General features: G+C 44.6%; 10 protein-coding genes and 1 tRNA gene. 6 read left to right on the forward strand and 5 right to left on the reverse strand.

Going from position 1 to position 14359, the window contains the following annotated elements:
• Positions 1 to 3: 3 nt before the first annotated feature.
• Together ICN28_RS01275 and smc are read right to left on the reverse strand one after the other, a co-directional pair.
• Positions 4 to 1095, reverse strand: a complete 1092-nt coding sequence (locus tag ICN28_RS01275) for a cell division protein ZipA C-terminal FtsZ-binding domain-containing protein (protein WP_216285635.1) — start codon at positions 1093 to 1095, stop codon at positions 4 to 6.
• Positions 1095 to 4610, reverse strand: coding sequence for a chromosome segregation protein SMC (gene smc / locus ICN28_RS01280; RefSeq protein WP_216285636.1), 3516 nt, complete (start codon positions 4608 to 4610; stop codon positions 1095 to 1097). Before smc ends, ICN28_RS01275 begins: the two co-directional genes overlap by 1 nt.
• A gap of 122 nt (positions 4611 to 4732) precedes the next feature.
• Here smc and dapD point away from each other — a divergent pair, with 122 nt between their 5' ends.
• The 3 genes from dapD (at position 4733) to prmB (ending at position 7699) form a co-directional block, all read left to right on the forward strand.
• Positions 4733 to 5566: a 2,3,4,5-tetrahydropyridine-2,6-dicarboxylate N-succinyltransferase gene (gene dapD, locus ICN28_RS01285; protein ID WP_216285637.1), complete on the forward strand. Its 834-nt coding sequence runs from the start codon at positions 4733 to 4735 to the stop codon at positions 5564 to 5566.
• Between the two features lie 67 nt (positions 5567 to 5633).
• Positions 5634 to 6791: a succinyl-diaminopimelate desuccinylase gene (gene dapE / locus ICN28_RS01290; protein WP_216285638.1), complete on the forward strand. Its 1158-nt coding sequence runs from the start codon at positions 5634 to 5636 to the stop codon at positions 6789 to 6791.
• 23 nt (positions 6792 to 6814) lie between these two features.
• Positions 6815 to 7699, forward strand: a complete 885-nt coding sequence (gene prmB / locus ICN28_RS01295) for a 50S ribosomal protein L3 N(5)-glutamine methyltransferase (protein WP_216285639.1) — start codon at positions 6815 to 6817, stop codon at positions 7697 to 7699.
• Here prmB and radA read toward each other — a convergent pair.
• From radA to ICN28_RS01310, 3 genes are all read right to left on the reverse strand, one after another.
• Positions 7696 to 9060 carry a DNA repair protein RadA gene (gene radA / locus ICN28_RS01300; protein ID WP_216285641.1) on the reverse strand — a complete coding sequence of 455 codons (1365 nt, stop codon included), beginning with the start codon at positions 9058 to 9060 and terminating at the stop codon, positions 7696 to 7698. The two genes, prmB and radA, sit on opposite strands and share 4 nt — an antisense overlap.
• The gene (locus ICN28_RS01305) at positions 9060 to 9548 is read right to left on the reverse strand and encodes a hypothetical protein (protein WP_216285644.1); all 489 of its coding nucleotides are present in this window, start codon (positions 9546 to 9548) and stop codon (positions 9060 to 9062) included. Before ICN28_RS01305 ends, radA begins: the two co-directional genes overlap by 1 nt.
• Before the next feature lie 66 nt (positions 9549 to 9614).
• The gene (locus ICN28_RS01310) at positions 9615 to 11507 is read right to left on the reverse strand and encodes a potassium transporter Kup (protein ID WP_370626451.1); all 1893 of its coding nucleotides are present in this window, start codon (positions 11505 to 11507) and stop codon (positions 9615 to 9617) included.
• A 260-nt stretch (positions 11508 to 11767) separates the two neighbouring features.
• On the opposite strand from ICN28_RS01310, the gene ICN28_RS01315 reads away from it, so the two are divergent.
• The 3 genes from ICN28_RS01315 (at position 11768) to ICN28_RS01325 (ending at position 14355) form a co-directional block, all read left to right on the forward strand.
• Positions 11768 to 11844, forward strand: a tRNA-Met gene (locus ICN28_RS01315).
• Between the two features lie 100 nt (positions 11845 to 11944).
• Entirely contained in the window at positions 11945 to 12496 is a 552-nt protein-coding gene (locus ICN28_RS01320; RefSeq protein WP_216285648.1) for a peptidylprolyl isomerase, read from the forward strand.
• 2 nt (positions 12497 to 12498) lie between these two features.
• Positions 12499 to 14355: a bifunctional chorismate-binding protein/class IV aminotransferase gene (locus ICN28_RS01325; RefSeq protein WP_216285650.1), complete on the forward strand. Its 1857-nt coding sequence runs from the start codon at positions 12499 to 12501 to the stop codon at positions 14353 to 14355.
• Positions 14356 to 14359: the final 4 nt, after the last annotated feature.

Below are 14359 nucleotides of genomic sequence, written 5' to 3' on the forward strand. Positions count from 1 at the left end.
CCTTTAAGAAAAAAGTCTGCTTGCAGCCAAGCTACCTGCCGCAATGCCATGTTGAGACATGGATTGATAAATTTGATCCAGTTGTGCCTGGATTGCTACAACAGCATCTTCAACCAAAGGACGTCCTGCATCATCAACCAAATGACCGTTCAATGACTCAGCTAAAAGATGTGCATCATTGAGCATGGCTTTGAATGGCTCTAGTTCTTGAGGAACTTTAGGCAGATCTAGCAATAAAGTGACAGATGAAATAGTAGATTTAGATAAATCATCACGCAAAAAATTAGATTGCTCGGCAATCAGTTTGTAATTGGTCAGATTGCTAATAATGCGAAGATACTCACGACCGTCACGGGATAATTGAAAGCCGGCCTTAGTAACCACACTTCTAATTTCACCCAAAGTCCAACGATCAACTTTAGGCTGAATCGTAATACCCAATTGAATATCGCATTGCGCCGCAAACGAATCAATGGCTTTAGCCCCTTCTAAGACATCATTAATTGGAGGTAAATCAATTTCAGCATCCAGCGTGTTCGCTAAAGCTTGAGCTCTTGAAGCAAAGTCTGAAAGATCTACAACACCAATAGGGCCAGACCGATTCGCTAATTGAATAGCTACTTGCAGTTCAAGGTAACTACCTTCAGCTTCAGGGGCTTGCCAAATCGGCTCCGCACCAGGAGCTTGAGAAACCAATCCTTCACATAACCAAATATGTTGAGAATTTGTAGGCCAAGACTCCAGCGCAGCAAGAATTTCTTGACCGCTGATCGCCTGCGAAAAACGTAAAGCAAAAATGCAGTCAATCAGAGAATCAATCTTTTCAACTGGAGGCATGATCACAGGAGTTGAAGCAGCCATATTGCTGAGAGTTGGCTCAGACCTTAAATCTGAACCTGATTGCTGAGAATCTGGCGATGCGTCTGAATAATGAGATGGCTCATTAGCTTGATCTAGCTCTTCAACTTCCGCTTTACGAATACGCAAAGCGTTATAAATCATTAAAACAAGAAGGAGAGAAAACCCAATCAGTCCAAGAGAAAGCTGAAGCTCTGACAAACCAATCGAAGCAGCAAATTCAGCAAATCCAGACATTAAGCAGCCTCCACCAAGTTAGCAGCAGCCTCTAAGTCAACCGCAACAATCCTTGAGACACCCTGCTCCTGCATGGTCACACCGATGAGTTGATGGGCGATTTCCATGGTGATCTTGTTATGAGAAATGAATACAAACTGCGTATTTTTGGACATACGAGCCACCATGTCGGCATAACGGCCTGTGTTAGCGTCATCCAAAGGTGCGTCAACCTCATCGAGCAAACAGAATGGGGCTGGATTTAATTGGAATAAAGAGAACACCAATGCAATCGCCGTTAACGCTTTTTCACCACCGGACAACAAGTGAATAGTTGAGTTCTTCTTGCCGGGTGGCTGAGCCATCACTTGAACGCCTGAATCGAGGATCTCTTCACCAGTCATCATCAACTTGGCATTACCACCACCAAATAAATCTGGGAACAACTTGGCAAAGTGCTCATTCACCTGATCAAAGGTACCTTGCAACAACTCTCTTGTTTCACCATCAATCTGCGCAATCGCAGCTGTTAAGGTATTGATCGCTTCATTCAAGTCAGCAGACTGAGCATCCAAGAATGTTTTACGTTCTTGCGCGCTAGCTAACTCTTCCAATGCAGCCATATTGACCGGGCCCAAACTCTGAATTTCAGAATTGAGCTTATTCACCTCGGACTGCAAGCCACTGACTTTCATGTCAGGTGTTAAACGAGCTTTAAGCTCTTCCACATTAGCTTCTGCATCCATCAACATCGTAGCGAACTGCTCAACGTTCAAGCGAGCCGCTTGTTCTTTGAGTTGAAGCTCCATTGCCTTGTCACGCAAAGGTTGCAAACTGCGCTCCAACGTTAAACGAAGCTCATCACCTTCACGCAAGCGATGCGAAATAGCATCCATATCCGTTCTGGCATTTGCAAGACCTGCTTCTTTCGCACTTCTCTGAATCAATAAACCTTGCAATGACTCTTGAGCCACTTCATCAGATAAGGTGTGCAACTCTTCTTGAGAATTACCCAAGCTCACCTGAATATCCGAAACTTGTTGCTGAGCTGATTGTTGATCACGAGTTAAATCAGTGATGCGTTGAGCCAATGTTCTAGTGTTATAGGAAGCTTCACTAGCCTCACGCTCTGCCAATCGAAGTGCTTCACGAGCCTGCTCTAAAGCATGCTGGGCAGCTTGATAGGTATCTTGGGCATTCGCCAGGCTATCGCCATGAACACCTTTTTCATCTTGAGCTTGATCCAACTGACCCTGACCTTCATCACGAACCGTTTGAATCTCTTCAGCTTGCTGCGTTAACTCTTGTAACTCATGGGTGATTTGATCAGCACGCGTTCTGTACTTTTCATCAGCTTGAGCTAACTGCAAACGTTCGACTTCTAAATTATGTGCTTCACGAACTGCCTGCTCGGCTGTTTGCCTTGCTTCTTGAGCCAACTGCTGAGCTTGCTGGTAAGCATATTGTGTCTGCGATGCTGCACTCTGTGCTTCATCTAAGATCAACTGTTGCGCTTTGAGCTGAAGATCTAGATTCTCAATCTCTTGACCACGGGCAAGCAAACCTGCCTGCTCAGAATCTTCGGCATACAACTGCAAACTCACACGACTAACAATGTGACCTTCTTTGACAACCAGAACACCACCTTGAGGCAATTGGTCTCTGCGACGCATCGCATCATCCAAGTGATCAGCAATATACACATGTCCCAACCACTCTTGAACAACCGTTTTAATCGCTTGATCTTTTATTTGAACCCGGCTCATTAAACTAGTTAGACCCGATGTTGCCGCATCCGTATTACTGACCGACTGACCTGAGTAAAACGCCAAACGTGAAGGCGGGGCATCTTGAGCCAAACGAATCGCCTCACCTAAATCTGTTGCTTGCAACGCAGTCACACGCTCACGTAGAACAGACTCTAGAGCAGTTTCCCAGCCCTTTTCTACATGGATGTCTTGCCATAGACGTTGCTTCTTATTCAAACCTTTCTGCTCTAACCAAGGACCAACTTTCGTTTGAGATTGCACTTTCTCTTGCAGAGCTTGTAGCGCACTAAGTTTGGCTTGAGTTTGGCTAAGCGCCGCAGAAGATTCTTGCAATGTTTGCTGAGCACTTGCTCTAGCAGCATCCGTCTCTGGAACTTTTGCCTGAGCTTCCTCAGAAATTTGTTGAGCTTCATCGGCCTTACGTTGAGCCATGCTTTGGCGATCGGTTGCCAAACTCAAAGCCTCCACATCTGGCTGAACCAAACTTGCCAAATCCGCCTTTAATCGCTCTTGTCTTTGATGTAATTGGTCAAGCTGACGACCCGCTGCTAAAACTCGTTCTGCGAGGCTGGCTAAACGTTGATCCGTTGAAGAAACAGCTTGCCTTGCAACATCAAGGGCTTTTTGAGCTTCAAGATAAGTTACCTCATGTGCTGGAATTTTTTCTTGAACACTGTGTAATGCCTCTAAATAGCGCTCTTCGTTTTCTCTAGCAGCATCAAGATCAATAGTTGTTTGTCGGAGCGCATCAGCAGCCGCTACTTCTTGAGAAGACCAACGTGATAACTGAGCTTGCAGATCCGATATTTGTTGCTGCAAACGAGCACGCGATTCTTGAACATAACGAATCTCATTTTCAAGCTTACCAACTTCCGCATTAACCTCGTACAACTCGCCTTGAGCAGTAGATACTAAATCTTGTGAAGCGTAATGAGAAGAACGTAGCTCTTCTAACTCAGCCTCTGCATGACGTAATTTAGCTGTTTGTTCTTCCAATTGAACTTGTGCATCACGAATCGCATTCGCATGACGCTCTTGCTCTTTACCCGCTTCTGTTTGTCTCACCAACCACAACAACTGTTGCTGTTCAGTCATTTGAGTATTCAGTTGCTTATATTTTTCTGCAACTTCTGCCTGACCTTCTAACTTGGTTAGGTTTTGGTTTAACTCTCTTAAGATATCTTCCACTCGCGTTAAATTTTCACGCGTGTCTTCAAGACGAGATTCGGTTTCTTTACGGCGCTCTTTGTATTTCGAAACACCCGCTGCTTCTTCTAAGAAGATACGCAATTCTTCTGGTTTGGCTTCAATGATTCTAGAAATCATGCCTTGACCAATAATCGCATAGGCACGAGGGCCTAAACCGGTACCCATGAACATGTCATGAATATCTTTACGACGGACCGATTGGTTATTGATGTAATAACTTGAGGCACCATCACGGGTTAAGGTACGTTTGACTGAAAGCTCAGCAAAGGTACTCCACTGACCTGATGCACGACCATCCGTGTTGTCAAAAATCAGTTCAACACTGGAGCGCCCGGCAGGTTTTCTTTGACCGGAACCGTTAAAAATGACGTCCTGCATGGATTCGCCACGCAATTCACTGGCTCTAGATTCACCTAAAACCCAGCGGACGGCGTCAATAATGTTGGATTTACCACACCCGTTAGGGCCTACAACGCCAATTAATTGGCCCGGAAGCTCGAAATGAGTAGGGTCTACAAAGGATTTAAAGCCCGAAAGTTTGATTGATTTGAGTCGCACGGCTAACTTCTTTTAATGGAATCTCATGATGATACCAAGGGCAGAGTGATATGGAGCACTTCTCTGTCCTCACCGATATAATCTAAGCTTAATAGTTGTTATTTTTAAAGGAAAAAAGATTTATGGCAACACTACAGAACGTTATTGACCAGGCTTGGGAAGATCGTGCCAACCTATCTCCATCTGCAGCCCCAGCTGAGGTTCGCGAGGCAGTTGCCACTGTTTTAGCTGGATTAAATGATGGCTCAATCCGCGTTGCAGAGCGCGAGTCTGTTGGAAAATGGCATGTAAATCAATGGGTTAAGAAAGCCGTTCTCATTTCTTTCCGTCTAGAAGATAACCAGGTGATGTCAGCTAATGGCCAAGGTGGCTTCCCTCAGTTCTACGATAAGGTTCCTACTAAGTTTGCCGACTACACTGCCGCTGACTTTGCTAAAGGTGGATTCCGCGTTGTTCCACCTGCAACAGCTCGTCGTGGCTCATTTATTGGCAAAAACGTGGTTTTAATGCCCTCTTACGTGAATATTGGTGCTTATGTCGACGAAGGCTCTATGGTAGATACCTGGGCTACAGTTGGCTCATGCGCTCAAATTGGTAAGAATGTTCACTTATCTGGCGGCGTTGGTATTGGTGGTGTTTTAGAGCCTGTTCAAGCTGGCCCTGTAATTATTGAAGATAACTGCTTTATTGGTGCCCGTTCTGAAGTAGTTGAAGGTGTCGTGATTGAAGAAAATGCTGTTTTATCAATGGGTGTATACATTGGTCAAAGCACTAAGATTTACGATCGTGAAACAGGTGAGGTTCATTACGGCCGTGTACCAGCTGGCTCCGTGGTGGTTCCAGGATCACTTCCTTCGGCATGCGGCAAATACAGCCTTTACGCCGCCATCATTGTGAAAAAAGTAGATGCTCAAACAAGAGCTAAAACTGCTATCAACGATTTGTTACGCGATTAAAAATCTAACGGCATGGATTGAGCCTTTTTTAAAGGCTCATTTTTAAACGATTATTTGTGAAACCCTTGTGAATACAAACGCTACCCTTGCTTTAACAGAATCATTGATTGCACAAAATTCGGTCACGCCTGCAGATGGCGGTTGCCAAGATTTGATTGCATCTCGCTTAAAGAAGCTGGGCTTTGAATGTGAAACGATCGTCAGCGGTCCAGATCACTTCAGAGTAACGAACCTATGGGCAGTGAAGCGCGGTAGCGCTGGTAAAACAGGCTCATTGCTGAGCTTTGCTGGTCACACAGATGTCGTACCAACAGGACCTTTGGATCAATGGTCATCCAATCCTTTTGAACCCACACAAAAAGATGGTTTCTTGCATGGTCGCGGTGCAGCGGACATGAAAACTTCTTTGGCCGCATTCGTGGTTGCCTCTGAGGAGTTTGTAGCAAGTCATCCAGAACACCAAGGCTCGATTGCTTTTCTCATCACCAGTGATGAAGAAGGTCCTGCTCATGATGGTACGGTAGTTGTTTGTAACGAACTCAAAAAGCGTGGCGAGAAGCTGGATTACTGCATCGTCGGCGAACCTACTTCAGTAGATACTTTAGGTGACACGATTAAGAATGGTCGCCGCGGCTCGCTATCTGGCAAGCTAAAGGTTATTGGTTTGCAGGGGCACATTGCGTACCCTCACCTCGCTAAAAACCCCATTCATTTGATGGCACCAGCTTTAGCTGAACTGGCTGAAGTTGTTTGGGATCATGGCAACGACTATTTCCCGCCAACAAGTTGGCAGGTTTCGAATATCCATAGCGGCACCGGTGCCACCAACGTTATCCCTGGCGAAGTGATTATTGATTTTAATTTCCGCTTCTCCACTGAAAATACAGCCGACAAGCTCAAAGAAAAATTAGAAGCTATTCTGAAAAGTCACGGATTAAAGTACACCATTGAGTGGAACTTGAGTGGCGAACCATTTTTGACTGCTCCTGGTAACCTTTCTGCTGCCATGCAAGCATCCATCCTTGAAGTCACTAAGATGAAAGCAGAGCTATCGACTACCGGCGGCACCAGTGATGCACGATTTATTGCCAAGATCTGCCCTCAAGTCATCGAGTTTGGCCCACGTAATGCCACGATTCATCAAATTAATGAGCGCATTGAACTGGCAGATATTGAACCTTTAAAGAATATCTACAAAGGTGTTCTTGAAAAGCTAATCGCTTAAATAGCACTTTTCATAAATTTGCTATGACGCCTTCTGAATTAACGCTTGAAGACTTTTGGAAACAACTCAGCTCGCAACTTGATCAAGCCGGTTTAAGTTACGGGCACGGAGCCATCAATGCAGAGAGCGAGGCTCTCTGGATCATCTCTACAGCACTGGGCTACCCACCTGAAGACACCTTAGAGTCTCTTCATACGCCTATCACACCAGATATTCAACAGCAGGCGCAACAATGGGCTGATGAGCGAATCAAGACCCGCCAGCCACTGGCTTATATCTTGGGTGAAGCTTGGTTGATGGGCGTTCCTTTTTATTCGGATGAGCGCAGCATCGTGCCCCGCTCATTTATTGCTGAATTAATTGTGGATGGTCACCTAGAACCTTGGTTACCACCCAGCGCACGAGTACTTGACTTATGCACGGGTAATGGATCCTTGGCTATCTTGATGGCTTTATCTTGTCCCGATGTCCAAGTCAGCGCTTCCGACCTCAGTATGCAAGCTCTATCACTCGCAGCTAAAAATTTGGATCGCCACAACCTCACAGATCAAATTGAAGTCTTCCAAGGTGATCTGTTTGAGGCCCTACCGGGCACGGATGACGATAGTAAATTTGATCTAATCATTTGCAACCCGCCTTACGTCAATGCACAAACGATGACAAATCTACCCCCTGAATACCATGCTGAACCAGAGATGTCTCTAGCGGGTGGCGCAGACGGTATGGATTTGATTAAAAAAATTCTTCAAAACGCCAAAGATTATTTGCGCCCTGAAGGGGCCTTGGTTTTGGAGATTGGCAATGAAGCCAAAAATTTCGAAGCGGCCTTCCCCGAGCTAGCGATTAACTGGTTGGAAGTATCTGCTGGAGATGATCAAGTTCTCTTGATTCAAGCAGAAGATCTTTAATCTAGATTTCTAGCGGCTTGAATGGCTTGATCAATGCGATCCACTGCAATGATTTCCATGCCTGGTATTTTGGCTTTAGGCGCATTCGCTTTGGGCACAATCGCTATCGTAAAGCCTAGCTTGGCAGCTTCCTTAAGACGCTCTTGACCTCTTGGACAAGGTCTAATTTCACCAGCAAGCCCGACCTCACCGAAAACAATTAATGTTTTTGGCAGCGCTTTGTTTTTCATCGAGGACTGAATCGCCAAAAGAATCGCTAAGTCAGCAGCAGGTTCACTGATTTTGACACCGCCAACAGCATTCAAAAAGACATCCTGATCAAAACAAGCAACCCCAGCATGACGATGCAAAACTGCTAGCAACATAGCTAAACGATGCTGCTCTAAACCTAAAGCCAAGCGTCTGGGGTTGGGAACATGCGCCGCATCAACCAATGCTTGAATTTCAACCAATAAAGGACGACTTCCCTCTTGAGTCACTAAAACACAAGAGCCTGGAACCGTTTGATCGTGTTGCGATAAGAATAAAGCGGATGGGTTGGAAACCCCCTTGAGCCCCTTATCCGTCATAGCAAAAACACCAAGCTCGTTCACCGCACCAAAACGGTTCTTAAATGCTCTCACCAATCGGAAGGATGAGTGAGTGTCCCCCTCAAAGTAAAGCACTGTATCGACGATGTGCTCTAGAACGCGAGGACCAGCCAAATTGCCTTCCTTGGTCACATGTCCCACCATGATCATGCAAACACCCGTGGACTTCGCAAGGCGTGTTAATTGGGCAGCACACTCTTTTACTTGCGCCACTGATCCAGGGGCTGAGCTCAAGGCTTCTGAATAAATGGTTTGAATGGAGTCAATCACCACCACGGTGGGTCGAGATGATTCGATCGTCACCAATAATTTTTCAAGCTGAATTTCTGCTAAGACTTCCAGGTCTGGCGCTTGAACACCCAAACGTTTTGCACGCAGAGCAATTTGCGAACCAGATTCTTCACCACTGACATATAGAACAGAATCGCCACGAGCACTCATCACTGCTAAAGCTTGAAGCAATAGAGTTGATTTACCAATACCAGGATCACCACCTATTAAAGCAACACCACCAGTAACTAAACCCCCACCTAGCACCCGATCAAATTCATCAATACCGGTACTTAAGCGCGGTAAATCCTCTGCTTCAATAACCGCCAATCGTTGCTTCGGTGCAGCTTTTGCCAAACTCTGAAAGCGACTGGTTGAGGGTTTATCTTCAACCGATTCTTCCATCGAGTTCCAAGCATCACAGTTGGGGCATTGACCCTGCCATTTGGCAGACATGCCGCCACAAGATTGGCAGACGTAGACTGATTTGATTTTGGCCATTAGAAAGGCCCTGACTTCTTATTTTCTTTAGCTCTTGCTTCTGATTCAGCTCGTCGCTTTTCAAGATCTTTTTGACGCTGATCTTGATCGATTTTTTTCTGTTCAAAGTCTTTCACATTCTCAGCGCGCTTTTCGGCTTTAGCAGGATCAGCCTGGCTAGCAGCTCGTTCTGCTTCACGCTCATCTTTGATGATGGATTTGAGTACTCGCTCCCGCTCATGCATTGGTATTTCTTGCGCACGAATTTCTTTTATTTCTTCACGATGTGCCAAGCGAGCTTTTTCTAGACAACGGCTGGTGAAAAATTGACTGTAACAGTCATGCTGACTTTTCTCTAATCGATACTTCGCCCAATCTCTCTTTAAGTTCAACTGCTCTTGGCGACTGGAAATATCACTTAGCTCAGCCTGCTCAGCGGGGCCAGCATATACAAAAGTTGGCAAAATTGCCAAACTGATAGAAAGGGTGACATAACGAATTAAGTTCATAGGCTCTAGGATAAGCTATTCAAGAACAAACAGCTCAATCCGTTACGTTGTTAAGTTATTTACCCTCTATATTTCAATCTTAGCGCCCAGCTCCACCACTCTATTGGTTGGGATCTGGAAGAAGTCGGAAGGCTTGGCGGCATTTTGGAACATCCACGCAAACAAACGCTCTCGCCATAAAGCCATGCCTGGAAGTTTAGAAGGCACTACGGTATCTCTTGCCAAGAAGAAGGAAGTTTCCATTAGATCGAACTCAAGTTGGTACTTGGATTGAATCAGAGCTAGAACTTTATTGATATCCGGGGTTTCTTTAAAACCATGGACAGAACGAACCAAGTAAACATCACCGCCCATGTCTTTGAGAGTCAAGCGCTCATCATCGTTCACATAAGGTACATCCCATGTACTGAGCTTCAAGAAGAAAACGCGTTGATGCAACACGCGATTGTGTTTCAGGTTGTGCAACATGGCAACAGGCACATAGTCAATATGAGCTGTTAAGAAGATCGCGGTTCCTTCCACACGATGCGGGGGATGTGCCAATAGACTCTTAACAAAGGGCTCCAAAGGGATTGACTCTTTTAAAATGCGTTCTCTTAACAGTTTTCTGCCTTTGTACCATGTCATCAAACACACAAAAATCAATAGACCGAGCATCAATGGGTACCAACCACCATCTTTTACTTTGATCAGGTTTGCTGTCCAGAAAGCAAGATCAACGGCTAAAAAACCAATAAACAAACTGACAATCAATACAGGATTGAGATGCCATTCTTTTCTCATCACAATACTTAACAAGATAGTTGTGATCAACATCGTTGTTGTGACTGAGATGCCGTAGGCTGCAGCCAAATTACCAGACTCTCTAAACTCAATCACGGTAAAAATAACCATGACTAATAAAGACCAATTAACAACTGGAATATAAATCTGACCGCGCTCATTATCTGAGGTGTGTTTAATACCCATTCTTGGCAAGAAGCCTAACAGAATCGCTTGATTAGCTAATGAAAAAGCGCCTGAGATAACAGCTTGTGATGCAATCACAGTTGCTGCTGTGGCTAATCCCACCATTGGCCACAAAGCCCAATCAGGAACCATTAAATAAAAGGGGTTTTTAATTGCCTCAGGATCAGCTAGTAGCAAAGCACCCTGACCAAAGTAGTTCATGAGCAAACTAGGCAGCACACAAAACAACCAGGCCATTCTCACAGGACTCTTGCCAAAATGTCCCATATCTAAATAAAGAGCCTCGACACCAGTTACAACCAACACCACAGAGCCCATCACAATGTAAGCCATCAAGGTGTGCTCTGAAATAAAGTTGACCGCAAACATGGGGTTGATTGCCGCGAAGATCTCAGGGTTCTTAAAGACATTAAGAACGCCTAATCCAGCGAGTGAGATGAACCAAAGCAAGGTAATGGGGCCAAATAACTTACCAACAGCTGCAGTACCAAATTTTTGAATAACAAATAAGGCTACCAAAATAGTGACGGTAATAGGAATCACAAAGCGCTTCATTTCAGGCGTTGCAATTTCCAAACCTTCTACTGCTGATAAAACTGAAATCGCAGGGGTAATGACAGACTCACCATAAAGCATGCACGCACCAAACATCCCAAGCATCATCACAATCAAATAGGATTTGGTACCACTCTGAAGAGATCGAAGAGCCAAAGCCATCAAAGAAAGGACGCCACCCTCACCTTTGTTATCAGCGCGCATTACAAATACGATGTATTTAACTGTTACTACGAGGAGAATGGCCCAAAACATCATGGAGATGATGCCGAAAACTGCTGCTTCGCTAAATGGAATTCCATGCTCGGGACTAAAACACTCTTTAAGAGCATAAAGTGGGCTAGTACCAATATCGCCAAATACAACACCAATAGCGGCTAGAACCAAAGCAGCCGTGCTGCCTTTCTTGCCATGTTCATTGCCGTGCAGATCCACAGGCTTTAACAATGACGATTGCGAATAAATTGGGTCGCTAATACTCAACAGGTACTCCCTTAATTGCTGTCATTTAATTATATGCCTTGCTTATTGCAATGCAATATAAACATTTATGGCTATTTTTGTTTGATTTCATAATTTTATAAACAAACCATGCCCCAATGGAAGATAAAGAACAAGCACCAGCCTGCTTCTACTGTCATTCAGGGGTTCACCTTGCTATTTAGGGTTTAACCTGATATAGTTTCAATCTCAGACGCGGGGTGGAGCAGTCTGGCAGCTCGTCGGGCTCATAACCCGAAGGTCATAGGTTCAAATCCTATCCCCGCAACCAAATACCTGCAAAAACCTCTTGTTTATCAAGGGGTTTTTTGTTTTCCGGGGTTCTTTGGCATACTGAGAGCCTTCTTAGTTCTTATTTAATGGTTACTCTTATGAAAAAACTACTTGGCGCACTCCTTTTTGCCTATTCAAGCTTCGTTTGGGCAGGACCCATGGTTGAATTTAAAACAACCGCCGGCGACTTCACCGTTGAATTAAACCCTGAAAAATCACCGAAAACAGTTGAGAATTTTTTAGGCTATGTAAAAAGTGGTTTTTATAACAACACCGTTTTTCATCGCGTGATCAATAACTTTATGGTTCAAGGCGGTGGCTTTACAAAAGACATGGATCAAAAGCCGACCAACGCTCCAATTCCACTCGAATCTAATAATGGCTTGAGCAACGTGAACTATTCCATTGCGATGGCTAGAACCAGTGACCCTAATTCAGCAACAGCCCAATTCTTTGTTAACGTCACCAATAATAAGAATTTAGATTACCCAAGACCCGATGGTCATGGCTATGCTGTTTTCGGCATGGTCGTTAAAGGTACTGACACAATCGATAAGATTAAGAAAACTGTGACCACCAGAAAAGGGCCATTTTCAGATGTGCCTGTTCAACCGATCATCATCCATAGTGCCACGTTGATTACAAAATAACTATGTTGAGTCATGAGCATTCATCTTGCAGCATTCTTTTAGATGATGCTCATAGTGCGCCTACTAACCCGAGTAGTCGCCTTTACCAGAATCCAACTCACTATATCGAAGCGCGTACCTCAATTGATTTAGATGCTGCTTTACTTGCGATTGAAACTTCTATTGCAAATAAAAAATATGTTGTGAGTTGCTTGAGTTATGAGCTCGGTGAACATCTTGTCGGCATCACGCCACGTGCATCCACAACGCCTTGGGTCAGAGCCTGGGTATTTGATAGCGTTAAAAAACTCAGCAAAGACCAGGCGGATGCCTGGCTTAAGCAACATTCAGAAAGTACAGTTTCCAATCAAGATCGACAAGCAACCCCTATTCATGAAGCTTTAATACCCAGCATCACAGAAGTTGGGTTTACGGAGAAAATTGATGCCGTTCAAGAGCTCATTAAAAATGGCGACACCTACCAGGTTAACTTGACGTACCGAATCGATGGCGTCATAGATGGTGCTCCACTATCTTTGTATCAATCTTTAAGAAATAAACAGCCCGGTCCTTTCGGAGCCTACATCGAGCACTCCGATGGTTGGGTTCTATCCTGCTCGCCAGAATGGTTTTTAAGCAAACAGGGACAGCGCTTGGTCACAAAACCAATGAAAGGCACTGGTAAAGTTGGCGAAATAAGCCCATCCTCTTTAGAGATGGATCCTAAGAATCGCGCCGAGAATTTGATGATTGTGGATTTGCTTCGAAATGATCTTGGCAAGATTTCGAAACCGGGCTCTGTCAAAGTACCCCAACTGTTTCAAGTCGATCAGCACGGCGATGTTTTACAAATGACATCCACCATTGAATCGATTGCCAAAGATCAACTTAATTTAAAAGAGTTACTCGGTGCCATCTTCCCATGTGGCTCGATTACAGGCGCTCCTAAAAAGAGAACTATGGAGATCATCCAGGACTTAGAAGATCGACCTAGAAATCTTTATTGCGGATCTATCGCTTGGTTTGATCCTGTAATGAATGCCGAGGAATCTGTTGGGCATGACTCCCCCTCTGCTCGCTTAGGTGATATTGGCATGAGTGTAGTGATTCGCACACTGGAGATTAATCAAGAGCAAGAATTCACAATGGGGGTTGGTGGGGGCATCACAATTGATTCAGTTGGAAAATCTGAATGGCATGAATGCCAGACTAAAGCGAATTTCTTATACCAACTTCAAACAACCCCAGGGCTATTTGAAACGATTCGGATAGAACACGGACAAGCTTGTCACCTTGAGCATCACCTTCAACGATTGGAACAATCAGCCAAGACGCTTGGCATTCAATTTGATCGCAAGAATGCCATGGAATTAGTATTTAATGCTTGTGCGAATTTAGATGATGCTCAATCCGTTCAACGCATGCGATTAGACTTAAATGCACAAGGTCATGTATCGGTAGTAGTTCACCCTGCAAGCCCACCACCTTCTGACATCAAGCTACTTTGGGCTCAAGATTTATTTGATCAAGATGTGACCAGCGACTCCAAAAACCCTTGGTTTAAACACAAAGTCACTCAAAGAGCGATTTACGATGAAGCCTGGAAACGAGCTGAACAAGTAGGCTCATTTGATGCTTTATTTGTGAATGAACTGGGGTATGTCACCGAAGGTGGGCGCTCTAATTTATTCATTAAAAAAAATGGTCAATGGCAAACACCCCCTCTTGATTCAGGTTGCTTGCCGGGCGTGATGCGCTCCTTACTATTAAAAAACATGAATGCCATTGAAATGCCTATCAAGCGTGAAGATGTTTTATCTGCTGATGAAATTATTTTTTGCAATGCCTTACGTGGCATCCTTTCAGTTCAACTACCCTAATAAA

This window comes from Polynucleobacter sp. 30F-ANTBAC (genome assembly GCF_018882385.1).
Classification (GTDB): domain Bacteria; phylum Pseudomonadota; class Gammaproteobacteria; order Burkholderiales; family Burkholderiaceae; genus Polynucleobacter.